This window comes from Rhizobium sp. J15, assembly GCF_002531825.1.
GTDB lineage: Bacteria > Pseudomonadota > Alphaproteobacteria > Rhizobiales > Rhizobiaceae > Rhizobium.
Map to the genome: position 1 here is coordinate 113,875 of NZ_NWSX01000001.1, position 22,552 is coordinate 136,426.

A 22,552-nucleotide genomic window follows, 5' to 3' on the forward strand; every position below is an offset into this window, starting at 1 on the left:
ACACCTGCCTGGAAAGCTGCACCAATGAACAAGACAGAGTATTTTTCGAAGCTCGGCGGCCTGCCGCCGCAGACTCAGCTGCTTTCCGGCCGGGCCGTTTTCACCACGGCTTACGCGGTCATCCCCCGCGGTGTCATGAGCGATATCGTCACCAGCCTGCTTCCGCATTGGACGGGAACGCGGGCATGGGTTCTTTCGCGTCCGCTTTCCGGTTTCTCCGAAACCTTTTCGCAATATATCATGGAAGTTCAGCCGGGCGGCGGCAGCGATCGGCCGGAGCCCGAGAAGCGGGCGGAAGCCGTGCTGTTCGTCGTCGAAGGCGGCATGACGGTGGAGCTCGAAGGCGTCAGCCACGCGCTGCGGACCGGCTCCTTCGTCTATATTCCCGCCGGTTCTGCATGGCGCGTGAAAAACGACAGCTCGGCCGCGGCGATCTTTCACTGGGTCAGAAAAGCCTTTCAGGAGGTCGAGGGGCTGGAGCCGCCGCCGGCGATTGTCACCCATGAGGACGACCATCCGATCCGCGCCATGCCCGACACCGACGGGCGGTGGGGCACGACCCGCTTCATCGATCCGGCCGATGTGCGCTACGACATGCATGTCAACATCGTGACCCTGGAGCCGGGTGCGGTGATCCCCTTCATGGAAACCCATGTCATGGAGCACGGTCTCTATGTGCTGGAAGGCAAGGCCGTCTATCGCCTGAACCAGGATTGGGTCGAGGTCGAGGCCGGCGACTTCATGTGGCTGCGCGCATTCTGCCCGCAGGCCTGTTATGCCGGCGGGCCCGGCCGCTTCCGCTACCTGCTCTACAAGGACGTCAACCGCCACATGAAGCTCTGGTAGGCCCCGCGCCGGATGCGACGGGTACGCTGCCGAAGAGCCTGTCCGGTTGCTTGACAGCTCTGCCGATTGCCCGCATCGTCCTTCGATGCGGGATATGGATTCATGGCTGTCGGAAAAGAAGGAAATAAGCCGGAGAAACGCTGCCGAAGCGGTCTTCGAAGATATCCGCACGGCCATCGTGGATCGGAAGTTGGCGCTCGGGATCCGTCTTCCCTCGGAGGTGCAACTCGCCGAACGGTACGGCATCAGCCGGGCGATCGTGCGTGAAGCGCTCCGCTCGCTTCAGACGCTGGGATTCACGCAGACCAGAACCGGCCGCGGCACCTTCGTCGTTTCGGAAAGCCCGGCGCGGCAGCTCGGCGGCGGCGCCTATTCTGCCCGTGATCTCATGGAAGCGCGTCCCTGCATCGAGATCCCGGCTGCGGGTTGGGCGGCCCTGCGGCGCTCGGACGAGCAGCTGGCTTCGCTCTCATCCTTGTGCGACCGGATGGATGAGGAGGACGACGTCCAGAAATGGGTGCGGATGGACGCTGAGTTTCATGGAGAGATTGCCGAAGCCTCAGGCAATGCGATCTTCAGGAAGGTTGTCGCCGATGTTCGCGGCGCGCTTTCGACGCAATCGGAACTGGTGGAGCATGTTCGCGGACGGCGCAAAGCCTCCAACGCCGAACATCGCCGTATTCTGGAGGCCGTTGCCGCGGGCAGGGAGGAGGAGGCGCGTGCCGCCATGGCGGAGCACCTGCTGGAGGTAAAGCGCTCCATTATCGGGATTGGCGATAAAAATGAATCGCACTGAAGGTATGATTTCAAATTTGGCGCCCGGACATCCGGGGCGCTGCCGATCGAATGCAATGCGATGAACGATCTAGAAAGCTGGCTTTCCGACTCCGCGATTCTCAGTCGAAAAAGCGCCTCGGAACTGGTTTTCGAGGAGTTGCGCAATCTCATTCTCTCCGGCCGGTTTGCCGCCGGTTCCAAGCTGCCGTCAGAAGCCAAGCTCGCCGGAAAATATGGCGTGAGCCGCCCGATCGTGCGCGAAGCGCTGCGCTCGCTGCAGATTTTGGGGCTGACGGAGACGCGAACGGGAAGCGGAACATATGTGCTCGCGACCGCCGGCGATGGAGATATCCGTTACGGCGATTATTCCGCGCGTGATCTGATGGAGGCGCGTCCCTTCGTCGAGGTATCCGCCGCTGGTTGGGCGGCGCTGCGTCGAAACGATGACGAGCTGTCGCGGTTGCTGAAATTTTGCGACAAGATGGAGCAGGAAGAAGATACCGAGGCCTGGGTGCGGCTGGATTCGGATTTTCACGGGCTGATCGCGGAGGCATCGAAGAACGCTGTCTTCCGCGATATCGTCGATGACGTTCGCGAGGCGATGGCGCAGCAATCCGGGCTGCTGACCGTCTTGGGGCCGCGGCGTCAGGCGTCGAACGAAGAGCATCGAGCAATTGTCGAAGCCATCCGGAAAGGGTCGGAGGCCGAGGCGAGGGCCGCAATGGAAATCCATCTTAAAAAGGTCGAGGCGGCGGTCAATCGCATCATCGGAGCCGAACCGCGATAAGCTTCCCCGAAGCCTTGCACGCGATCTTTCATCCGCTCCTTCCCTTCGGTTTTTGTTTCCGCGCATATCGTTGCCGCGTGATGCCTTGTCGTGGCCAGGCGTCAGCAACTGCTGATGGGCTGCCTGGCTCCCGTATACATGATCGAACGAAAGCCCCTTGACGGAGGCGCGCCTTTCCATCTATTCCCAAAGCTGTCAGACCGCATGGCAGATTAACATGTTGTGATAGCTGTGTGGAGGGGCGGCCGGGAGGTTGCCGAACCCATAGGGAGGAGAATGACAGTCATGGAATCCACCAGAACCGAGGCCGATGGCCAAGTTTTCGCCGAGGAGGATCTCGGCTACCACAAGGCACTGAAGCCGCGGCAGATACAGATGATCGCCATCGGCGGCGCCATCGGCACGGGGCTGTTTCTCGGCGCCGGCGGCCGGCTTGCCGCTGCCGGTCCGGCGCTCGTGCTGGTCTATGCCCTGTGCGGCTTTTTCGCTTTTCTCGTTCTCAGGGCTCTGGGCGAACTGATCGTCCATCGCCCGACCTCGGGCTCCTTCGTCTCCTATGCCCGGGAGTTTTACGGTGAAAAGCTCGCCTTCGCGGTCGGCTGGATGTATTGGCTGACCTGGGCGATGACGGCGGTCGCCGACGTCACAGCGGTCGCCCTCTACATGAATTTCTTCAAGGCCTATGTCCCGTGGATCGCGATGATCGATCAGTGGGTGTTTGCGCTGGCGGCGCTCGTCCTCGTCCTCTCGATGAACCTGTTGTCGGTGAAAGTCTTCGGTGAACTGGAATTCTGGTTCAGCCTCGTCAAAGTTCTCGCCCTCGTCGTCTTCCTGATCGTCGGCGTCTACTTCGTCGTCACCGGCACGCCGATCGACGGCCATGTTCCGGGCCTCAACACGATCACCGATTTCGGCGGCATGTTCCCGAACAGCGTCTTGCCGGCGCTGGTGGTGATACAGGGCGTGGTTTTTGCCTATGCCTCGATCGAGCTGATCGGCACCGCCGCCGGTGAAACCGAAAATGCCCGCAAGGTCATGCCGCGGGCGATCCGGACGGTCGTGCTGCGCCTGGTGATCTTCTATGTCGGCTCGGTCCTGTTGCTGTCTCTGCTGCTGCCCTATACCGCCTATAAGGGCGGCGAGAGCCCGTTCGTGACCTTCTTCGGCAAGATCGGCATCCAGGGCGCCGATGTCGTCATGAACCTCGTCGTGCTGACCGCCGTCCTGTCGTCGCTCAATGCCGGCCTCTATTCGACGGGCCGCATCCTGCATTCCATGGCGATATCAGGTTCGGCCCCGGCCGCACTGGCAAAGATGAACAGGTCCGGCGTGCCCTATGGCGGCATTGCGGTGACGGCTGTCGTGACCGCCTTCGGCGTCGTGCTGAACGCCGTCGTTCCGGCGGAGGCCTTCGAAATCGGCCTGAATGTCGCCGCCCTCGGCATCATCGCCGCATGGGGCGTGATCGTCCTGTGCCAGCTCAAGCTGTGGCGGCTGTCGCGTCAGGGTAAGATGGCGCGGCCTGAATTCCGCATGTTCGGCGCGCCCTACACCGGCCTGCTGACGCTGGGCTTCCTTGCGGTCGTCGTGATCCTGATGGCGCTCGACTATCCCGTCGGCACCTACACGGTTGCCTCTCTGGCCCTGATCATTCCGGCGCTGGTGGTTGGCTGGCTGCTGATGCGTGAGCGCATCTACACGATTGCCGCCGAACAGGCTGAGGATCGCGGCGGTTTCGATCTGGCCTGACAGCGCTCGATAGCCGGGCTTGCCCGGCGGCGAATGTCGCCGGGGGGATACGGCATGAATGGAGAGAGAAATGACCCCGAGTGAGGATTTCGTCGTCACCGATCGTGGCGGGATCGTCGAGAACAGCCATCGTGTCCACGCGGCAGTCGTCGATGCAAAGGGCAGGCTGCTTTACGCGCTGGGTGATCCGGCACGCATGACGCTTGCCCGCTCCGCCGCCAAGCCGGCCCAGGCGCTTGCCATCCTGGAGACGGAGGGCGTCGAGCGTTTCGGCTTCGATGATGCGGATGTTGCGCTGATGTGCGCTTCCCACAGCAGCGAAGAGCGGCATATCGCGCGCACGCGGGCCATGCTGTCGAAGATCAAGGCCGAGGAGGCTGACCTTCGCTGCGGCGGCCATCCTTCGCTGTCGGAAACGGTGAACCGCGCCTGGATCAGGCGGGACTTTGCCCCGACGGCGGTTTGCAGCAATTGCTCGGGCAAGCATGTCGGCATGCTTGCCGGCGCCCGGGCGATCGGAGCCGGCATGGAAGACTACCATCTGCCGGACCATCCGATGCAGGGGAGGGTCAAGCGCACCGTCGCCGAACTCTGCGATCTGGACGCCCAGGACGTCGAATGGGGGATCGACGGATGCAATCTTCCGACCCCTGCTTTTCCGTTGGATCGGCTCGCACGCCTCTACGCCAAGCTTGCGGCGGCGGATGGGGACGATGCGCGCACGGACCTGCCGGCGCGAGACGCAGCGCTGGCTCGCATTTTCCGGGCGATGGTGCGCTACCCCGAAATGGTCGCGGGCGAGGGGCGCTACTGCACGGCGCTGATGCGCGCATATAACGGTGCCCTCATCGGCAAGCTCGGCGCCGATGCCAGCTACGCGATCGGCGTACGGGCTTCGGACGAAACCCGGCGATTGGGGGCGGACGGTGCGCTCGGCATCTCGGTCAAGATCGAGGACGGCAACGTCGAAATCCTCTACGCCGTCGTGACGGAGATCCTTGAGCGGCTCGGCATCGCTTCGCCTGATATCCGCAGCCAGCTTGCGGCGTTCCATCATCCCCAGCGTGTGAACACCATGGGTGTTACGACAGGCGGCGTGTCCTTTCCGTTCAAGCTGCGTGGATCCGTGCCGGGCGAGGGTGCTTCCCGTCTTGTTGCTCCGGCCCGATGACATAGTCCGGACGCGGCAATTCTGCCGCGTTTTCACCCATCATCTTTTCCGGCCTGCCGCTGCTGTTCAGGCCTGCGGCGCCGCTTCTCGAAAGTCCCGCCATGACTATCTCCGATATTGCCAAAATCCGTGTCGAGCATGATCTGATCGGCAATCGCGACGTGCCAGCCTCGGCCTATTACGGCGTGCATACGCTGCGCGCGGTCGAAAATTTTCCGATTACCGGCCAGACGCTGAAGGAATCGGCCGATCTGATCGCGTCGCTCGCGGCGATCAAGCAGGCGGCGGCTGAGGCCAATACGAGCCTCGGCCTTCTGGATCGGGAGCGCGCCGACGCCATCATCGCGGCCTGCGTCGAAATCCGCGATGGCGCATTGCACGACCACTTCGTAGTCGATCTGATCCAGGGCGGAGCGGGAACCTCGACCAACATGAACGCCAACGAGGTGATCGCCAACAGGGCGCTCGAAATCCTGGGGCATGACCGGGGCGAGTATCAGCACCTGCATCCGAACGAGCACGTCAATCTCTCGCAATCCACCAACGACGTCTATCCGACGGCGCTGAAGCTTGCCGCATGGATCGGCGTTCATCGTCTGGTTGACGCAATGGCGATCCTGCGCCGGGCATTCGAGGCCAAGGCGGTCGAGTTCGCCGATGTGTTGAAGATGGGTCGCACTCAGTTGCAGGACGCCGTGCCGATGACGCTCGGCCAGGAGTTCGGAACCTATGCGCTGATGCTGGCGGAAGACGAGGCGCGCCTCTCCGAAGCCGTCTCGCTGATCCGCGAGATCAATCTCGGCGCGACGGCGATCGGCACCGGCATCACCGCCCATCCTCGCTACGCGGCGCTGGTGCGCGAGCGCCTGTCCGAAATCGTCGGCGTCGATCTGGTGACGTCACCTGATCTGGTGGAGGCGACGCAGGATTGCGGCTCCTTCGTGCAGCTTTCTGGCGTCCTCAAGCGCGTCGCGGTCAAGCTGTCCAAGACCTGCAACGACCTGAGGCTTCTGTCCTCGGGACCACGCGCCGGCTTGAACGAGATCAACCTGCCGGCACGCCAGGCGGGCTCCTCGATCATGCCCGGCAAGGTGAACCCGGTTATCCCCGAGGTCGTCAACCAGGTTGCCTTCGAGGTGATCGGCAATGACGTGACGATCACCATGGCGGCGGAAGCCGGCCAGCTTCAGCTGAACGCCTTCGAGCCGGTGATCTTCTACAGCCTCTATCGGAGTCTCAGCCATCTGACCAATGCCTGCCTGACGCTCGAGGCGAATTGCATTCAAGGCATCACCGCCAACCGCGAGAGGTTGCGGCAGACGGTCGAGCAATCGATCGGCATCGTCACGGCGCTCAACCCCTATATCGGCTATCGCAACGCCACGGAGGTTGCGCTGGAGGCGCATCATTCGGGACGGGGTGTCTATGAAATCCTTCTCGAACGCGGCCTGATGCAGAAGGAGCATCTCGATGCGGTGCTGCGCCCGGAAACGCTGACCCGGCCAAGCGAGAAGCTGTCCTTCTCGTAAGGCATGCGGCGCATTTTGCTTCCGGGCGACACTCATATGTGGGCGATCACGCCGCCTTTGCTTGCGGCTTGGCAGCCTTGACATGGGTTACGCTGCGGCGGCCGTCGATGCTGACGGGAACATCACCGTCAACCGTGGCGCGGCGCACGACCCGATGCTGGTCGCCATAATCGTTGACGGCATAGTGCTGGGTGGCGCGGTTGTCCCAGATCGCAACATCTCCGGCCCGCCAGCGCCAGCGCACGGTATTTTCCGGGGCGGTGACGTAGGACTGGAACACCTCGTAGAGTTTCGCGGAGTCGCTCTTCGAAACGCCGACCAGGCGCTGAACGAAATTGCCGAGCAGAAGCGATCTTTCGCCGGTTTCCGGATGGACACGCACGACCGGATGCTCGGTCTCGTAGATGGTCGAGGTGAAAATCTCTTCGAAATGCTTCTTCTCTTCGGCGGTGGCGCGAGGGCGCACGGCAGCATAGTCATAGGCATTGCTGTGGATGGCCCACAGATTGTCCGCCAGCAATTTGAGCGATGCCGGCAGGCTTTCATATGCGGCATGGGTGTTGGACCAGATCGTGTCGCCGCCGGCTGCCGGAATGACGACGCCGCGCAGCACGGAGAATTTGGGATAGGCATCGACGAAGGTGACGTCGGTGTGCCACTGGTCCGCCCTGCCGCCGCCACGGCTGGAATCGAGGTTGAGGATGGAAGCCGTGCCGGCCACCGGTCCCTGGGTCGGATGCGGCACGAGATCGCCGAGGCGCCGTGCGAAGGCTTCCTGTTCGGAATCGTCGAGATGTCCCTGATCGCGGAAGAAGATCACCTTGTGCTTCAAGAGAAGCTGGTTGATCGCTGCCACCGCTGCATCCGAAAGGTCGCCGCCGAGGCGGATACCCCTGATTTCGGCTCCGACACGGCCGGTCAGCGGCACGACGTCGGACTCTGGAATGATCTGATTGACGAGAACCGGATTGCTCATGGAAATCTCCTGTTGATTTGGAAGAAGTCGGCAGGTCACCTGCGCCCAAGGATGCATCCGTTGGGCGTTCGAAATCTCAGCGTTGAAGTCGACAGGGCTATGGAACCGTATAATCTATAAAATCAGTAGACAATAATTTCTAATTTTGGCTGTTTTCCTGAAATAGCCGTCTTCGATTTCCTCGCCGGCAGGGAGGCTGGCGGCCGTTATCATTTCTTCGTATCTTCCGCCGGCAGCGTGGGATCGCCGAGCCAACCATGCTTGAGGCCTGAGATCGGCGCCCGGAAAGGAACTTTCGATGGCAACAGTCAAACTTCTGTCGGACCAAGAGGCCGCAGCCATTCCGGCCGTGCAAGCCGTGTTCGGCGACATCAGGGCGACCCGCAAGACTGATTTCATCAACAATTTCTGGCGGGCTCTCGCCAACGATCCCGCAAATCTCAAGCGGGTATGGGAGACGCTGAAATCGGTCATGACGGTCGAAGGCGCGCTCGATCCGCTGACGCGCGAGATGATCTACATAGCGGTATCGACGGCCAATGCCTGCCAATACTGCATCCAATCCCACACCGCCGCCGCCCGAGCGCGGGGGATGACCGATGCCCAGCACGGCGAACTCCTGACGATCATCGGCCTTGCCGCACAGACAAACCATCTCGCTCTCGCCATGCAGGTTCCGTCCGATCCGGAATTCGAGGTGCGATAGGAAACGACGGGCTCGGCGCGCGCATCCGGCATATTGTTTCCATCGCGGTGAATGCGAAGTGCAGGCAGTCAGCACAACTTAGAGAGTAAAAAGTAGCAATCTAAGATTGTAAAAGTGGCATAATACATGTTATGGAACATACCGGTATCAAGCAGACGCGTGGCGGTACACGGCTGAGCCCGCAAACCGACAAATGTCGGGAACTGTTGAGCCCGATGTATGCCAATTCCTGTCGCCCCATTTCGTCACTCTAGGAATGTGCCTTAGATGTCGCGGCCAGCGGCGATCAGCGCGTGCGCGGCATCGCGGAGCAAACCCGTCGCCTCGCCGGGTTCGAAGACCTGCATGCTGACAAAGGCGCCGTTGATCAGGACCGCGAGCTGCCCGGCAAGCCGGTCGGGCGCAGCAACCGCCAGTTTGCCGGCGATGGTCTTTAGGCGGCGCCGCATTTCGCGCATATGGGCATCGGCGACCTTGCGGGCCGGGTGACCGGCTTCCGGAAACTCGGCAGCGGTGTTGATCTGCGGGCAGCCTCGGTAATTGTCGCGCCCGACCCGTTCGCCGATCCACTCGAAATGGGCGTCGAGTTCGGCCGAAGCGTCATCCGCATGTTGCGTGCTCACCCGGTCCCAAGTGCTCCAGAAATCCAGATCCTCGCGCTTGAGAAAGGCGGCAATCAAATCGTCCTTTGTGCCGAAATGGCGGTAAAGACTGGTCTTGGCGACACCGGATTTTTCCACCACCAGATCGACACCAACGGCGCGGACGCCGCGCCGGTAGAAGAGCTCCGATGCCGTCTCGAGAATTCTGTCCCGGACTTCGTTCACGACAGGGGCCGATGCGTTCGCTGTGCTTTTCGTCATTCGCTTATCTCCAATTCAGGCACACTAGCAGAAAGTTTGTTGACACGCTACAGACCTGTCTGTTTTATAGAAGACAGACAGGTCTGTAGCGCAAGAGGAAGCAATGACCATGGATCACGCCGACATCATCAGAACATCCCAAGCCGTCGCGGTCTTCGGCGCCAACGGCCATACCGGCCGGTTTGTCGTCGCCGAGCTGTTGCGGCGCGGGCTGAAACCGATTGCCATCGGACGGAGTATCGAGCGGCTGGCGGAAGCGGGTTTTCCGGACCGTGGCGTCGAATGCCGCGAAGCAGCGATAGAGGATGACGCGGCGCTCGACAGGGCTCTCGCCGAAGCTGCGGTGGTCATCAACTGCGCCGGCCCGTTCATGGAGACGGCCGATGCGGTCATAGGTGCCGCGTTGCGGGCCGGCATCCACTATCTCGACGTGACCGCTGAGCAGCCGAGCGCGCAGGCCACGTTCGACCGGCATGGTGCTGCTGCCGAAACAGCGGGCGTAGTCGTCATCCCGGCCATGGGATTTTACGGCGGCCTGGCCGATCTGCTGGTGTCAGCGCTGATGGACGAATGGCAGGACGCAGACACTGTCGAAATTCGCGTCGCGCTCGACAGCTGGTTGCCCACAAAGGGCACGCGCGTGACGGGGGAGAAGAACAAGGCACAGCGCCTGGCCGTCAACGGCGGGCAGCTTGGGCCTGTGCCTCAGCCGGCGGCCGAGATAGTGTCTGTTTTACCAGCCCCGTTCGGCCGGCAGACATTCGTCGAGCTTCCATTTTCCGAAGTGCCGCTCATCGCCCGCCACATCAGGACAAGGGAGTTGCATACCTTCCTCAGCACGACAGCGCTGCGAGATGTTCGCGATCCATCAACGCCCCCGCCCCAGGCCATCGATGAAACCGGGCGTTCGGCGCAGCGCTTCGTCGTTGAAGCGATCGTCACGCGAGGCGACCTGCGCCGCCGAATTCTCGCCCAGGGACAGGACATCTATGCCGTCACGGCGCCGATCATCTGCGAAGCAGTCCAGCGCATCCTGTCGGGCGACGTCCGCGATACCGGCGCGAAACCACCGGCTGCGGTCTTTGATGCTGCGGGTTTCCTGCGGGCGCTCGGCTCGAACCTGCTGGTTGAGACATCGGAAACCTCAAATCTTCGCGCATAACTCGGGGAGACCTTTACTCGGCGAAACCTCCGCATTCCGTGAGAAACCACGGACCTTGATCTTACGGGGCGTCGCAAGGTCGCGCGTTCGCAATAGCCCGATATGACAATTGCCAGTCAAATCGCCGGGCCGATGCGGCCCGGCGGGGAGGCCTCCCCGCCGCATCAGGTCACTGCCTTTCTCAAACGAGATATTTCTTGAACCAGTCGACCGTCCGCTGCCATGCGAGCGTGGCGGCCGCTTCGTCGTAGCGCGGCGTGGAATCGTTGTGGAAACCGTGGTTGACGTCGGGATAGACATAGGCCTCGTAGGTCGTCCCTGCTGATTTCAGCGCCGCTTCATAGGCCGGCCAGCCTTCGTTGATCCCCTTGTCCAGCCCGGCATAATGAAGAAGCAAGGGAGCCTTGATCTTCGGCACGTCCTCGGCGCGCGGCTGACGGCCGTAGAAGGGCACGGCGGCGGCAAGCTCGGGATAGGCGACCGCCGCAGCGTTGGAAACGCCGCCGCCATAGCAGAAGCCGGTGATGCCGACCTTGCCGGTGGTGAGATCGCTCTGCATCAGGAACTCGACCGCAGCGAAGAAGTCGTTCATCAGCTTTTCTGGGTCCACCTTCTGCTGAAGTTCTCGTCCCTTTTCGTCATTGCCGGGATAGCCGCCGACCGAAGTCAGTCCATCCGGCGCAAGGGCGATGAAGCCGGCCTTGGCCACGCGCCGCGCCACATCTTCGATATAGGGGTTGAGGCCTCTGTTCTCGTGAACGACGACCACGCCGGCAACCTTGCCCTCCGCTTTTGCGGGGCGCACGAGATAGGCGCGGACGTCTCCGTTTCCTTTGGGCGAGGGATAGGTGATGTATTCGGCAACGATGTCGGGATCGGTGAACTCGACTTGGGTCGCCAGCGCATAATTGGGGCTGAGCGATGCCAGAATGGCGGCGGCCGTCACGCCGCCGACCGCAAACTTGGCGGCCCGGTCGAGAAACTCGCGTTTGGTGATCTTCCCGTGCGCATAATAATCGTAGAGTTCGAGAAGTTCCTGCGGGAAATCCTTGGCTGTCATACGGGTCATGATGGCTCCTCCTTGCCTCGGGTTCTCACCGCATCCTACACGCGCGGGATCACGAGTCCTTTCAACCTTTCGCGAGCACTTGCGTGATCTTTCCCGGCTGTAATCGCGGCTTGCGGTGGCAGACGTTTGCATCCGCCGTCCGGCTTCGAGGCGCGGCCCTGTTCGCACGCGGCCCCTCGCGGCCCGGAATCGACAGCCGCCTATCGATCTATGAAAATTAATTTCATGCTTGTGCTTGGAGGCCCGTTTTCTATTGACGCCTCCTGTTTTTTGTCCCAACTTAAAGAAAATAAATTACTTAAACTGGGAACATGATCGGCATGAAAGTAGGAATCATCGGGCTCGGATTCCGGCTGGGCTATCTCGGCTATGTCTTCAAGGCGATCGACAGCAGCTTCGACATCGTCGGCTATGTGGATCCGGATCCCGCCGGCCTTCCCGGATTGACGGAAAAGGGCATTTCGGTCGGCAAGGCCTATGGTTCGCCGGAAGAGCTCCTCGCCTCCGAAAAGCTCGATCTGCTGATGATCGGCTCTCCCAATCACATGCATCTCGATCACATCAGGCTCGGGCTTCAGGCCGGTCTGAAAGTCTTCTGCGAAAAGCCGATCGTCACGACGATCGCGGAAAGCATCGAGCTTGCCCATCTGATGGCGAAATTCGGCCATGAGCGGCTGATGGTCGGCCTCGTGCTGCGCTATTCCCCTCTTTACAAGGATCTGCGCGCCATACAGGCCGCGGGCAAGCTTGGTCAGATCGTCTCGATCGAGGCATCCGAACATATCGAGCCCTATCACGGCGCCTTCTTCATGCGCGACTGGCGCCGCTATGAGCGCTATTCCGGAAGCTTCATGCTGGAGAAATGCTGCCACGACCTCGACCTTTATAATGGCGTCGTCGGCGCACGGCCGGAGCGGGTCGCCAGTTTCGGCGGCCGCAAGAGCTTCATCCCGGCCAACGACCCGGCCCGCGAGGGCATCAACGACCTCGAGCTCTTCCACCGCAAGCCGAGCGGCTGGATGGGATCGGACAAGGTCTTCGACAGCGACGCCGACATCATCGATTACCAGGTGGCGATCGTCGAATATGAAAACGGCGTCGGCATGAACTTCCATACCAATCTGAATGTGCCCGACCAGTTCCGCCGCTTCGCCATCATGGGCTCGCGCGGCATGGCCGAGGGCGATTTCGTCCGCGGCTATCTCGACGTGCACGAGCAGCTGACCGGCAACAAGATCGTCGAAAACAAATATGCCGCCACCGAGCTCTCCCAGCATTACGGCGCCGATGAACAGATGGCGAGCGACCTCTTGGAGAGCGTGCGCACCGGCCTCGAACTGCCCGTTTCCACGCTCAACGCGCTCGAGGCCGGCATCCTGGCGCTCGCCATGGACGAAGCGAGGATGAAGAAAACCGTCGTCGACCTGCGTCCCATCTGGGACCGCTTCGACGAGGCCCTTCACGCAAGAGCGGCTTGAGGACGGCGGCAAGATGAGTGTTCAAAGAAGCGCCTTCATCTTCGCCTGGATCCTTCTTCTTCCGGCCGTTCTCTATGTTCTCGCCATCGTCGCCTATCCCCTCGTCGATACCTTCATTCTCTCTTTCACCGACGCGTCGCTGAAGAAGACCACCAATTGGGTCGGCTGGATCAATTACGAGAAGATCTTCAACGCCACCTTTGCCGAGGTCATCCTGCGCACCTTCGTCTGGACCTTCTTCTCGGTCGCCCTGAAAATGGTGATCGGCACCTTCGGCGCCTGCATGCTGAACGCCGCCGTTCCCGGCCGCTCGCTGTTCCGGCTCCTGACCATGCCGCCCTGGATCGTGCCGATGGCGATCGGCATCTTCATGTGGGGCTGGATGTATAACGGCCAGTTCGGGATGATCTCCGGCCTTTTGCAGCGCTTCGGCCTCGTCGATGGCCCGGTCGCCTTCCTCGCCTATGGCAGCACCGCCTTCTGGGCGACGATCGTCACCGATGTCTGGATCGGCGTACCGCTGGTGACGATCTATTTTCTGGCGGCGATCCAGTCGATTCCGAAGGATCTTTACGAGGCCGCCTGGACCGACGGCGCCGGCCGCTGGTACCGCTTCCGCCGCATCACCCTGCCGCTGATGGTGCCGGCCATCATCACCATGTCGATGCTGTCCCTGATCGCCACCTTCAACTCGTTCGACATCATCTGGATCCTGACGCAGGGCGGCCCGAGCGGCGAGACGACGACGATGATCATCGATACCTACCAGACGGCGATCGGCTCGAAGAAATACGGCGAAGGTGCTGCGCGCGCCGTCTTGATCTGCATCTTCCTGTCGCTCTTCTGCTTCGCCTATTTCCGCGTCACCCGCCGCCTCAACCCGGAGAAGCGCGCATGAGCAGTGCTGCCATGATCGACCGTTACCGCTGGTGGGAGATCGTCCTGATCTATTGCGGCATCGCGGTCTTCCTGTTCTTCGTGCTGGCGCCCTTTGTCGAGGGCTTCCTGGTGTCGCTGAAGCCGCTCGCCCAGCTCTTCTCCTCGCCCTATCGTTTCTGGCCGGAGAACGGTTCGTTCGAAGCCTACCGGACGATGTGGATCAGCGTGCCGGGCTTCGGGCGCTATATCTTCAACTCCTTCTTCATCTCGATCATCGTCACGCTGATCGTGCTCTGCCTCGTCATTCCGGCGGCCTACGCCTTCGCCAAGTTCGAATTCAAGGGCATGGGCATCCTGCTCGGCGCCTTCCTGACGGTGAACATGTTCTCCGGCGCCGTGCTTCTGATCCCGCTCTTCCGGCTGATGCGCAGCATGGGCGTGCTCAACACCTATCTCGCCATGATCGTGCCGGGTGTCGCCTTCCTCATCCCGTCGGCGATCTGGCTGCTGCGCACTTATATGATCCGCATTCCCCAGGAGCTCAACGAAGCCGCCTTCATGGATGGCGCCAGCCACTTCTACACGCTTCGCCGCGTCATCCTGCCCATTGCGATGCCGGGAATCATCGTCGTCGCCATCACCACCTTCATCGGCGCTTACGCCCAGCAATTCATCTTCGCGCTGACCTTCAACTCGAAGAGTGAATACATGCCCTTGCCGGTGGGGCTCTTTGCTTACTTCGGCAAGCAGGAGGTCATCTGGAACGAACTGATGGCGGCTTCCTTCGTCGGCATTGCGCCGGCGATGGTCGTCATCTTCTTCCTTCAGCGTTATCTCGTCGGCGGTCTGACCGCCGGTGCGGTGAAACAATAAGATTATAAAAACGAGTGAACAGCTAACAACCAAACGGGAGTCACGACGTGAGCATAACAATCAAGACAGGCCTTATGGCGCTCGCCTTGCTCGGTTCGACGGCACTGACCGCAGTCACTGCCCATGCCGCCGACAAGGAAATCAGCTGGATCTATTGCGGCGACACGATCGACCCGGTCCACACCAAATACATCAAGCAGTGGGAAGAAAAGAACGCCGGCTGGAAGGTCACGCCCGAAGTCGTCGGCTGGGCTCAGTGCCAGGACAAGGCAACGACGCTTGCCGCCGCCGGCACGCCGGTTGCCATGGCCTATGTCGGCTCGCGCACGCTGAAGGAGTTCGCCCAGAACGATCTCATCGTCAAGGTGCCGATGACCGATGAGGAAAAGAAGGCTTACTATCCCCACATCGTCGACACGGTGACCTTCGAGGGCACGCAGTGGGGCGTTCCGATCGCCTTCTCCACCAAGGCGCTCTATTGGAACAAGGACCTCTTCAAGCAGGCCGGCCTCGATCCCGAAAAGCCGCCGAAGACCTGGGCCGAAGAAATCGAGATGGCCAAAACCATCAAGGAAAAGACCGGCATTCCGGGCTTCGGTCTGTCGGCCAAGACCTTCGACAACACCATGCACCAGTTCATGCATTGGGTTTACACCAACAATGGCAGCGTGATCGATGCCGATGGCAAGATCACCCTCGACAGCCCGCAGATTCTCGCCGCGCTGAAGGCTTACAAGGATATCGTCCCCTACTCCGAAGAAGGCCCGACGGCCTATGAGCAGAACGAAGTCCGCGCCATCTTCCTCGACGGCAAGGTCGCCATGATCCAGGCCGGCTCGGGTGCGGCCTCCCGCCTGAAGGAGACGAAGATCAGCTGGGGCATCACCACGCTGCCGCTCGGCCCCGATGCCAAGGGCCCCGGCACGCTTCTGATCACCGACAGCCTGGCAATCTTCAAGGGTTCCGGCGTCGAGGACAAGGCGACCGAATTCGCCAAGTTCATCACCTCGCCTGACGTTCAGGCGGAATATGAGCTGCAGGGCGGCGCCGGCCTCACGCCGCTGCGTCCCTCGAAGAAGGTCGACGACTTCGTCGCCAAGGACCCCTCCTGGAAGCCGCTCATCGAAGGCATCAGCTATGGTGGTCCCGAGCCGCTCTTCACCGACTATAAGGGCTTCCAGAACTCGATGATCGAGATGATCCAGTCGGTCGTCACGGGCAAGGCCGAACCGGAAGCAGCGCTGAAGAAGGCTGCCGGCGAAATCGAAGCCTTCAAGTAAGCCCTGCTGAAGCTCCCTGGGGTCGCGGCGCAAGCTGCGGCCCCTCCCCTCTATCGAATGTGCGACGAAGACCGCCGGCGGAGACAGATTTTTGGGACAGCTCCTTCTCAACAACGTTCAGAAATTCTACGGCGACTACGAAGTTCTGAAGGGCGTGCAGCTCGAGGTGAAGAATGGCGAATTCGTCGTCTTCGTCGGGCCGTCAGGCTGCGGCAAGTCCACGCTCTTGCGCATGATCGCCGGCCTCGATGCCACGACGGCGGGCGATATCGTCATCAACGGCGTCAGGGTCAATGACCTGCCGCCGGTCAAGCGCGGCATCGCCATGGTGTTCCAGTCCTACGCGCTCTATCCGCACATGACTGTATTCGAGAACATCGCCTTTCCGCTGCGCGTCGAGAAGATGGAAGAGTCAAAGCTCAAGGCCAAGGTCGAAAACGCCGCGCGCATCCTGCATCTCGACCAGCGGCTGCAGCAGAAGCCCGGCATGCTCTCCGGCGGCCAGCGCCAGCGCGTCGCGATCGGTCGCGCCATCGTCCGCGAACCGAAGATCTTCCTGTTCGACGAGCCGCTGTCCAACCTCGATGCGGCGCTGCGCGCCGACATGCGCATCGAGCTTGCCAAGCTGCACCGGCAGCTGAAGGCGACGATGATCTATGTGACGCATGACCAGGTCGAAGCCATGACCATGGCCGATCGCATCGTCGTGCTCGATGCCGGCAACATCTCGCAGACCGGCGCGCCGCTGGAGCTCTATCACAAGCCGGCAAACAAGTTCGTCGCCGGTTTCATCGGCAACCCGAAAATGAATTTTCTACCCGTCACCTGCAAGGGTGTCAGCGCCGCTGGCGTCGAAGTCGATTATCTCGGCCAGTCCGCCGTCCTGCCGGTGACGCCGCGCGACGGCATATCAGGCAAGACCCTGACGCTCGGCATCCGCCCGGAACATATCCAGCTGAACGGCGGCGACATCGTCTTCACCGTCACCCCGACCGTCATCGAGCGCCTCGGCGCCAATACGGTCGCCTACGCCTCGCTCAACGGCGAGGCCGAAAATTTCTGCGCCATGCTCCCCGGCAGCGTCGGCATCCGCCCCGATACGCCGGTCGCGACCGGCATCAATGCCGCCGATTGCCATCTCTTCGACGAGGCCGGCATCGCGTTTGAGCGACGGGTGGAGCTGACGGAAATCGATATGAACGTGATCAATCCGACAGCGGCTTGAAGTGGCTGGCCCTGTGTCGGCGGCCCGTTCTGCCGGGTGTCGGGGCGAAATGATATGCTGGGGAATTACGGCTGCCCGCCGGCGTTCGATGCATCGACTGCATGTTATTACTCGACCGCTGCGGGCTGACGATAGCGCTCCCGCAGGTGGACCGCTGTCTGATCGATGCTTGGATACACCGAAGTGGCATTGATATTGATCGCATCTAACTGGTCGAGAATGTGCTGTTTCTCGATAACCGTTACGCGCGCGATCTCTATCCCTTCCTGGCCAAACTCCGGCAGTGTGGCTTCATGGCCAAAAAGAAGAAATGCTCCTGCCTGAGACTTGATCCGGGTGTTCGTACGTTTCGCCTTCACGCATACGATGGAACCCAGATCATCCGGAGCGATCTTCGGTTCGAAGAAGCCTTTCTCGGACTTGATATGGTGCAGCAACTTTCCGGCTACCCCGGTCTCATTGAATGCCTCAACATTCTGCGTAAGGTTGATTTCGTTTTTCTGCGGGTAGGTGAGATTGGACAGATTGGCGATGCAGCTCACGGTATCTGAATCGTAGTATTTCACAGCATCGCTTGAGATGCGGAAAATGATGACTTCTCCTTCAACCTCCATAAACTCCGGCGGACAATAGCAAGCGAAGAACAATGCCACCAGCGGATTGCTGGAGATGTCGAGCAATCGCGTGGGAAGGCCATAGTGCTGCATGCGGACAAGCCGGTCGAAGCAATATTGATCGCCTTGGAATTCGTCGTAATGCGCGATGAGCAGTTCTTTGCAGAGTCGATCCTCATTCGGCATAAACTGCCATCTCCCGTCCGGCCATTTCCGAAGAAGTGATGGCGTGAGCTCGAAGATCGCGTTCTCGTGGCCACGATAGAAGGTTTCCATGTCGCTTCTTGCCGGCAACTCTTGAAGGATTTTCAAGAAAGCTTCTACGCTATCCACCGTGCCGATGATATTCTTCTTCTGGAGCGGAGGTTGCAGGTTTGCCGCATCCTCCCCGGCGCCGTTCAAGTCTTCTAGGGCGTTGGCAAACTCGGGTTTCCGCGCGACTAGTCCATCCAGGATCTGCTGGATGTCTCCTTTTCGAACCGCCCAATGGGTCCGGTAGAGTTGAAAACCATCGGCTGCGAACAGCTCTTGCGCTTGGTCGACGTTGTCGAATTCAACTTCGCCGAATCAATGAGGGTTTCGAAGCGTGTAGTGACCTCCTTGCGGCCAGCCTCGATATCGAAAATCCGACCGTAACGAATGACCATCGACGCTCTGCCCCTCTCACGAGAAATCTCGCTGCATAGGAAGGTGGGCAATTTTTCTAGAAACGCGATTGATGTTGGGTCCAGCTCTTCCAGGCCCTTCGCAACTTCGGTCGGCGTGTATTCGAACATGCGCCCACGGTTCATGCCAATCCGTTCGACCTCGGCCTCGACATAGTCGCGATTGCCGAAGGCGATGTAATTGAAGTTCTCTGGCATCTGTTTGGGCACCGGTTATACTCTGATTGGCCGATCGGGAGGACGTGAAGCAAAAATGGTGGTCACAACGTATAGGTGAACGAGCACTTGCTCACAAGCCTGCAGCCGGGACACCTAAGGGCGAGATCGAGGTCGCTAGCCGCCGTGACCTGGAGCCACGGCGATTCGGGTTACTCTTGCGGGATGCGGAGGGGCTGGTTCCTACGCTTGCACCTTATCAGGCCGCTTTGGACGCGGAGGGTTTGTTATCCCGCCGTGCATCGATCAGGACGACATCCGGACTATCGACCAGCTTCAGGTCTTTCAGTATTTTCCTAACTTTTGTCAGCTCGGCGGCTGTGAAATAGATTATCGCCTTGATGCCTGTCTCGGCGTCACTGGCTTTCTGGTAGATCTCAACCTGCTTTTCGAGGTTTTTGGCTAGTTTGGAGTTCTTCGCCAGCTTCATCTCTACCAGCGTCTTCTCGGTTCCCCGGCTGATCTTGAAATCAACGGGACCACGACCGTCGTTGGCTTCGGCGCCGAAATCGGACGGCGTCCCGAACCAGACCAATCGGTAGAGTACGTGGAGATCCTTCTCACGCTCGATTGGCATGCCATTGTCATCATAGAAGAACCGGTGGCCGCCCTTGTTCTCGATCACGTCTTTCAAATACGCGAGCCGGGCATGGGCTTCCTTGTAAGTGGATTTGCCAACCTCGTAGAATTTGGTGTCCGCAGCCAGCAAAGCCTGCAGCGATCGCAGCTGCTCGATGAACATGTATTCGATGGCAAGAACCTTCTCGGCGCTTACATCCGAGGCTTCATCGCCGTGTTCTTCCTTCAACTTGATATAATAGTCGATGATTTCAGGAAACTTCCGCATCGTGGCGACTGCGGCCTTGGCACGTTCCTTCTTCGTAGGCTCGTGCTGCCTTTTGCCTGGTTGCTTCGGACGGCGCTTCAGCTCTGTTTCAAAGTAGTTGAACACGGATGCGCGCAACTGCATGTCGGGGATCGCGGAGGGGATGTTCTCAAACCCGTCGATAAGATCCTCCTTGTTGATCCAGTTCTCGTCACGGGTGAGCATGTCCTTGGGCGATAGGATCACATAGTCCCCGTTGATCCATGGAAGCTTGTATTTTGCCCGCGCCCAGGCTTGGGTCTGATAGTTGAAGCGCGCCCGCTCGACCCATACCTCTCGCACCGCCGACGGCGGCAGGTGCGCTGCGGCGAACGCCTCTGTATATTTGCAGAGGAAATCCTTGATCAGATTGGTAGTGAAATCGCTGATGTTGTCGCGCCCGACGCCGTCTGACACGAGACAAACCTTCTCGATATGGCTGCTCTCAGTAATCTGCTCGTCGCCGAAATTTGCGAAGATTACATTGAGGTTTGCGTGCAGGTTTCTTGCAAAATCCATGCCCAGGCCGGCACCACCGTTTCCGGAAACAGAAAAGCCCAACCAGTTCTGTTTCACCTCCTTGAAACAGTACCAGTTCCGGAGGTCGCCATCGTTCACGGCTCCGGCAGCTGCGCGATCGCGGAGGAAAATCAGGTAGTTGATGATTGCTTCATGCAGCTCGACATATTCCGGCTTGTCGCTGTGGAACAAGAGGAAAGGGTCAATAAAAAGGGGCAGGTCATTCACGATCGAGATATTGAGAGCCCCGTACTCCTCAAATACGTCCGCATCCACTCCGAAATAGTCGCTAATGAATGTTGCCACGGAAAACCTCTACAATTCGACCATTGCTCTTTGCACTGCCAAAAAACTGCGCGAGCACCATATCGGTGCTCACGCAGCTTTCATCATGATGTTTTACCAGTCGTATTAGTACGAATATTCAGGCGCCAGCGGATTTTGCCTTGAACACCGGTATGTTGGTGATGGTTCTGAGGCGGGAAGTGATCGGGATCATTACAGGTCACTTCGCGTTCACAACCTAGGCAGCGGTAGATACCCGAGACCGGCACTTCATCGCCTGGGCTATAGGTAGTCTTCCACCAATCCTTGTTTCCGTCACTCTTTGTTAGGACGGAATCCGTCGTATACCAAGCCATTCTAGCTCCTAACGCTTGCTGTCCGGAGTAGTCTTGACCGGCTTCCACGTGGATCCCGGCGAGGTCGTCGGCGGCAAGCGCGTGTTATCGGCAACGGTGGCGAAATTGTCCTTTTTGCCGCCTCGAGGCCCGACTTCCTGAAAAATTCCGCCGTGCTTTCCGGTGTCCGAGCCCGGCTTCTTGGTCGTAGTCATACTGCTCTCCATTCAGAGCTCGCTTATGCCAGAGCAGCCAATCCGCTCATCAATGCACCGAGCTCTCGCAGGAAGGTCACCGATGTCGAGAGCTGTGTCAAGCGAGCTCTATAACAAATTTTTCGGAGCTCGTAGATTCAAGACCAAGAGCTCGGCATTTGAGTCATCGGAGCTCTTGACAATTTGATCCTGAACCGGCAAATACGGGCCAGGAGTTCGGCAGCTGAAGTCGCCTCGCATGCTGGCTCTAATGAAGAAGGAGATGTGTTATGATGGAAGTGCGCGTTCCCGCTATGCGTGGAAAAATGGGCTCAAGGACCTACTACTCTTGCTTGATGCCCCTGAACGCGGTTCCACAGTTCTTTAAATTTACTGACTGGAGCGGCATGCTGCCAGAGGATCGGGAGCAACGAGTGCTTGTCGAAAAACGCGTGCCGGAGCTTGCGACCTACATTACGGAAAACGAAGAGGATTATTTGTTCTCCTCTATCACGGCTTCGTACAAGTCAGAGCCCAGGTTTGAACCCTATTCGCCAGACGCCAATATCGGAGTTTTGATTCTTCAGCTGGGTGACGAGCTGATTATCAATGATGGGCAGCACCGGTGCGCTGGCATTGTTCGCGCCCTGAAGACTGGAAGCGAGGCTCTAAAGCATCATACGCTTTCCGTGTTGCTCTTCCCTTGGGAAAGTACCGATCGCGTGCAACAGATGTTCTCCGACCTAAACCGGTTCGTTCAGAAAACCTCAAAGTCACTTGATATTCTGTATGACAAGCGGGACGACGTGGCCGCGGCGACCTTAATGATGATCGAGAAAATTCCGGTCTTCAAAGAGCTGACAGAGAAGGAAAAGGTTTCCCTGGAAAACAAGTCCACCAAGCTATTCACCCTGGCGGCACTTTACGATGCGAATGTGGAGCTTCTAAAGAAGTATGACCACCATGACATCGAAACCAACGCAGGTCTTTTGATCGACTATTGGACTGAAATCGCCAAGCACATGCCTGATTGGGGTAAGGTGTTGAACGGGCAAAAGAAGGCGCTCGAACTGCGCCAGGAAAAGATCTCCTCCCACTCGACAGTACTTCGGGCATTTGGTGGCCTTGGCGTCGATCTTCTCGAAGCGGGCGACTGGAAAGATCGCCTTACCGCACTGGAAGATATCGATTGGGCAAAAAAGAATCGGGAATGGGAAAACATATGCATAGTCGCCGGTTCGGTGGTTTCAAACCGTCAGGCGCGTGCAGCCACGAAAGCCTTTATCAAATCGAAGCTCAATCTTGACCTCAGCGACAGCGAAAAAAATAGCCTGAGCAAAGCAGCGTAGCTTTATTGAGGGAGGTTAGGATGCCGCCTTTATTCTCCTGGCGCTCCCTTCCGACCGTGTAACGGCATCGTACGAAACGGCGATCGTACCAGCGAGGGCTGTCTCGCCAGCATGGCGAGCGCCGAGCTTGCTTGAGCGGG

General features: G+C 59.6%; 22 protein-coding genes. 14 read left to right on the forward strand and 8 right to left on the reverse strand.

The genetic code is table 11. The annotated features are described in order from the left end of the window. Positions 1-24 precede the first annotated feature (24 nt). From CO670_RS00540 to aspA, 6 genes are all read left to right on the forward strand, one after another. On the forward strand, positions 25-846 hold the full coding sequence (locus CO670_RS00540; RefSeq protein WP_097588482.1) for a bifunctional allantoicase/(S)-ureidoglycine aminohydrolase: 822 nt from the start codon (positions 25-27) through the stop codon (positions 844-846). Between the two features lie 85 nt (positions 847-931). Further along, positions 932-1,642, forward strand: coding sequence for an FCD domain-containing protein (locus tag CO670_RS00545; RefSeq protein WP_097588728.1), 711 nt, complete (start codon positions 932-934; stop codon positions 1,640-1,642). 60 nt (positions 1,643-1,702) lie between these two features. Further along, on the forward strand, positions 1,703-2,410 hold the full coding sequence (locus tag CO670_RS00550; RefSeq protein ID WP_097588483.1) for a FadR/GntR family transcriptional regulator: 708 nt from the start codon (positions 1,703-1,705) through the stop codon (positions 2,408-2,410). Positions 2,411-2,686: 276 nt separating this feature from the next. Then, complete coding sequence (locus tag CO670_RS00555; RefSeq protein WP_176538842.1) at positions 2,687-4,159, forward strand: amino acid permease; 1,473 nt, start codon at positions 2,687-2,689, stop codon at positions 4,157-4,159. Between the two features lie 70 nt (positions 4,160-4,229). Next, positions 4,230-5,330 carry an asparaginase gene (locus tag CO670_RS00560; protein ID WP_097588485.1) on the forward strand — a complete coding sequence of 367 codons (1,101 nt, stop codon included), beginning with the start codon at positions 4,230-4,232 and terminating at the stop codon, positions 5,328-5,330. A gap of 101 nt (positions 5,331-5,431) precedes the next feature. After that, the gene (gene aspA, locus CO670_RS00565; protein WP_097588486.1) at positions 5,432-6,859 is read left to right on the forward strand and encodes an aspartate ammonia-lyase; all 1,428 of its coding nucleotides are present in this window, start codon (positions 5,432-5,434) and stop codon (positions 6,857-6,859) included. Positions 6,860-6,905: 46 nt separating this feature from the next. On the opposite strand, the gene CO670_RS00570 is transcribed toward aspA, so the two are convergent. Next, positions 6,906-7,835: a TauD/TfdA family dioxygenase gene (locus CO670_RS00570; protein ID WP_097588487.1), complete on the reverse strand. Its 930-nt coding sequence runs from the start codon at positions 7,833-7,835 to the stop codon at positions 6,906-6,908. Positions 7,836-8,133: 298 nt separating this feature from the next. Here CO670_RS00570 and CO670_RS00575 point away from each other — a divergent pair, with 298 nt between their 5' ends. Beyond that, on the forward strand, positions 8,134-8,541 hold the full coding sequence (locus CO670_RS00575) for a carboxymuconolactone decarboxylase family protein (RefSeq protein WP_097588488.1): 408 nt from the start codon (positions 8,134-8,136) through the stop codon (positions 8,539-8,541). Positions 8,542-8,804: 263 nt separating this feature from the next. Here CO670_RS00575 and CO670_RS00580 read toward each other — a convergent pair whose 3' ends face one another. Further along, positions 8,805-9,404: a TetR/AcrR family transcriptional regulator gene (locus tag CO670_RS00580; RefSeq protein ID WP_097588489.1), complete on the reverse strand. Its 600-nt coding sequence runs from the start codon at positions 9,402-9,404 to the stop codon at positions 8,805-8,807. A gap of 103 nt (positions 9,405-9,507) precedes the next feature. Between CO670_RS00580 and CO670_RS00585 the strand changes: the two genes are divergently transcribed. Beyond that, positions 9,508-10,566, forward strand: coding sequence for a saccharopine dehydrogenase NADP-binding domain-containing protein (locus tag CO670_RS00585; protein ID WP_097588490.1), 1,059 nt, complete (start codon positions 9,508-9,510; stop codon positions 10,564-10,566). A 181-nt stretch (positions 10,567-10,747) separates the two neighbouring features. Here the strand turns inward: CO670_RS00585 and yghX are convergent, their stop codons facing one another. Further along, positions 10,748-11,635, reverse strand: a complete 888-nt coding sequence (gene yghX / locus CO670_RS00590) for a YghX family hydrolase (protein ID WP_097588491.1) — start codon at positions 11,633-11,635, stop codon at positions 10,748-10,750. A 320-nt stretch (positions 11,636-11,955) separates the two neighbouring features. Between yghX and CO670_RS00595 the strand changes: the two genes are divergently transcribed. The 5 genes from CO670_RS00595 to ugpC all read left to right on the forward strand — a co-directional run bounded on the left by CO670_RS00595 (position 11,956) and on the right by ugpC (position 17,370). Beyond that, positions 11,956-13,113 (forward strand): Gfo/Idh/MocA family oxidoreductase, encoded by a 1,158-nt coding sequence (locus tag CO670_RS00595; protein ID WP_097588729.1) that lies wholly within the window; start codon positions 11,956-11,958, stop codon positions 13,111-13,113. A 13-nt stretch (positions 13,114-13,126) separates the two neighbouring features. Next, on the forward strand, positions 13,127-14,011 hold the full coding sequence (locus CO670_RS00600) for a sugar ABC transporter permease (protein WP_011428222.1): 885 nt from the start codon (positions 13,127-13,129) through the stop codon (positions 14,009-14,011). Then, complete coding sequence (locus tag CO670_RS00605) at positions 14,008-14,865, forward strand: carbohydrate ABC transporter permease (protein WP_097588492.1); 858 nt, start codon at positions 14,008-14,010, stop codon at positions 14,863-14,865. The genes CO670_RS00600 and CO670_RS00605 overlap by 4 nt, the downstream gene beginning before the upstream one ends. Before the next feature lie 74 nt (positions 14,866-14,939). Then, complete coding sequence (locus tag CO670_RS00610; protein WP_012490666.1) at positions 14,940-16,145, forward strand: extracellular solute-binding protein; 1,206 nt, start codon at positions 14,940-14,942, stop codon at positions 16,143-16,145. A gap of 91 nt (positions 16,146-16,236) precedes the next feature. Next, on the forward strand, positions 16,237-17,370 hold the full coding sequence (ugpC, locus tag CO670_RS00615) for a sn-glycerol-3-phosphate ABC transporter ATP-binding protein UgpC (RefSeq protein WP_097588493.1): 1,134 nt from the start codon (positions 16,237-16,239) through the stop codon (positions 17,368-17,370). A 107-nt stretch (positions 17,371-17,477) separates the two neighbouring features. On the opposite strand, the gene CO670_RS00620 is transcribed toward ugpC, so the two are convergent. The 5 genes from CO670_RS00620 to CO670_RS33230 form a co-directional block, all read right to left on the reverse strand. Beyond that, positions 17,478-18,386, reverse strand: a complete 909-nt coding sequence (locus CO670_RS00620; RefSeq protein WP_210202680.1) for an FRG domain-containing protein — start codon at positions 18,384-18,386, stop codon at positions 17,478-17,480. Positions 18,387-18,424: 38 nt separating this feature from the next. Then, positions 18,425-18,847, reverse strand: coding sequence for a hypothetical protein (locus CO670_RS33225; protein ID WP_210202681.1), 423 nt, complete (start codon positions 18,845-18,847; stop codon positions 18,425-18,427). A gap of 217 nt (positions 18,848-19,064) precedes the next feature. After that, positions 19,065-20,555, reverse strand: coding sequence for a hypothetical protein (locus CO670_RS00625; protein ID WP_097588494.1), 1,491 nt, complete (start codon positions 20,553-20,555; stop codon positions 19,065-19,067). An 83-nt stretch (positions 20,556-20,638) separates the two neighbouring features. Then, a complete protein-coding gene (locus CO670_RS00630) occupies positions 20,639-20,890 on the reverse strand; it encodes a protein L (RefSeq protein WP_097588495.1) in 252 nt (83 codons plus the stop codon). An 8-nt stretch (positions 20,891-20,898) separates the two neighbouring features. Next, the gene (locus CO670_RS33230; RefSeq protein ID WP_097588496.1) at positions 20,899-21,084 is read right to left on the reverse strand and encodes a hypothetical protein; all 186 of its coding nucleotides are present in this window, start codon (positions 21,082-21,084) and stop codon (positions 20,899-20,901) included. A gap of 269 nt (positions 21,085-21,353) precedes the next feature. Here CO670_RS33230 and CO670_RS00640 point away from each other — a divergent pair, with 269 nt between their 5' ends. Next, complete coding sequence (locus tag CO670_RS00640) at positions 21,354-22,412, forward strand: DNA sulfur modification protein DndB (RefSeq protein ID WP_097588497.1); 1,059 nt, start codon at positions 21,354-21,356, stop codon at positions 22,410-22,412. Positions 22,413-22,552 lie beyond the last annotated feature (140 nt).

Bases quoted from the DNA above. Each gene is read 5' to 3' on its own strand.
- CO670_RS00540 (WP_097588482.1), top strand. From the start codon at position 25: ATGAACAAGACAGAGTATTTTTCGAAGCTCGGCGGCCTGCCGCCGCAG.
- CO670_RS00545 (WP_097588728.1), top strand. From the start codon at position 932: ATGCGGGATATGGATTCATGGCTGTCGGAAAAGAAGGAAATAAGCCGG.
- CO670_RS00550 (WP_097588483.1), top strand. From the start codon at position 1,703: ATGAACGATCTAGAAAGCTGGCTTTCCGACTCCGCGATTCTCAGTCGA.
- CO670_RS00555 (WP_176538842.1), top strand. From the start codon at position 2,687: ATGACAGTCATGGAATCCACCAGAACCGAGGCCGATGGCCAAGTTTTC.
- CO670_RS00560 (WP_097588485.1), top strand. From the start codon at position 4,230: ATGACCCCGAGTGAGGATTTCGTCGTCACCGATCGTGGCGGGATCGTC.
- aspA (WP_097588486.1), top strand. From the start codon at position 5,432: ATGACTATCTCCGATATTGCCAAAATCCGTGTCGAGCATGATCTGATC.
- CO670_RS00570 (WP_097588487.1), bottom strand. From the start codon at position 7,835: ATGAGCAATCCGGTTCTCGTCAATCAGATCATTCCAGAGTCCGACGTC.
- CO670_RS00575 (WP_097588488.1), top strand. From the start codon at position 8,134: ATGGCAACAGTCAAACTTCTGTCGGACCAAGAGGCCGCAGCCATTCCG.
- CO670_RS00580 (WP_097588489.1), bottom strand. From the start codon at position 9,404: ATGACGAAAAGCACAGCGAACGCATCGGCCCCTGTCGTGAACGAAGTC.
- CO670_RS00585 (WP_097588490.1), top strand. From the start codon at position 9,508: ATGACCATGGATCACGCCGACATCATCAGAACATCCCAAGCCGTCGCG.
- yghX (WP_097588491.1), bottom strand. From the start codon at position 11,635: ATGACCCGTATGACAGCCAAGGATTTCCCGCAGGAACTTCTCGAACTC.
- CO670_RS00595 (WP_097588729.1), top strand. From the start codon at position 11,956: ATGAAAGTAGGAATCATCGGGCTCGGATTCCGGCTGGGCTATCTCGGC.
- CO670_RS00600 (WP_011428222.1), top strand. From the start codon at position 13,127: ATGAGTGTTCAAAGAAGCGCCTTCATCTTCGCCTGGATCCTTCTTCTT.
- CO670_RS00605 (WP_097588492.1), top strand. From the start codon at position 14,008: ATGAGCAGTGCTGCCATGATCGACCGTTACCGCTGGTGGGAGATCGTC.
- CO670_RS00610 (WP_012490666.1), top strand. From the start codon at position 14,940: ATGGCGCTCGCCTTGCTCGGTTCGACGGCACTGACCGCAGTCACTGCC.
- CO670_RS33225 (WP_210202681.1), bottom strand. From the start codon at position 18,847: ATGCCAGAGAACTTCAATTACATCGCCTTCGGCAATCGCGACTATGTC.
- CO670_RS00630 (WP_097588495.1), bottom strand. From the start codon at position 20,890: ATGGCTTGGTATACGACGGATTCCGTCCTAACAAAGAGTGACGGAAAC.
- CO670_RS33230 (WP_097588496.1), bottom strand. From the start codon at position 21,084: ATGACTACGACCAAGAAGCCGGGCTCGGACACCGGAAAGCACGGCGGA.
- CO670_RS00640 (WP_097588497.1), top strand. From the start codon at position 21,354: ATGATGGAAGTGCGCGTTCCCGCTATGCGTGGAAAAATGGGCTCAAGG.